Origin of the sequence: Stenotrophomonas sp. SrG, assembly GCF_050031795.1 — a bacterium.
Taxonomy (GTDB): Bacteria; Pseudomonadota; Gammaproteobacteria; order Xanthomonadales; family Xanthomonadaceae; genus Stenotrophomonas; species Stenotrophomonas rhizophila_A.
Map to the genome: position 1 here is coordinate 1 of NZ_JBNBBE010001088.1, position 240 is coordinate 240.

General features: G+C 69.6%; 1 protein-coding gene. It reads left to right on the forward strand.

Going from position 1 to position 240, the window contains the following annotated elements; translation table 11 throughout:
- A partial coding sequence (locus ACQG3P_RS22830) for an ABC transporter permease (protein WP_426806321.1) occupies positions 1-229 on the forward strand: 229 nt, incomplete at its 5' end.
- Positions 230-240 lie beyond the last annotated feature (11 nt).

Sequence of the window (240 nt, forward strand, 5' to 3'; positions counted from 1 at the left end):
GGTCTGGTCGGCGCTGGGCTACAGCGTGGATTTCTGGGCCGATTTGGGCGTGGCCATGCTGAAGTCGGCCGTGTTCGGCGGCACCGCCGGGCTGGTGGCGTCGTACGTGGGCTGCCTCGCCGAGCCGACCATCGAGGGCGCGTCGGTGGCCAGCACCCGCGCGGTGGTGACCGCGTCTCTGCTGGTGCGGATGTTCATCTTCGTGCTGTCGGCCATGATGTGGCGCTGACGCGGAACGCG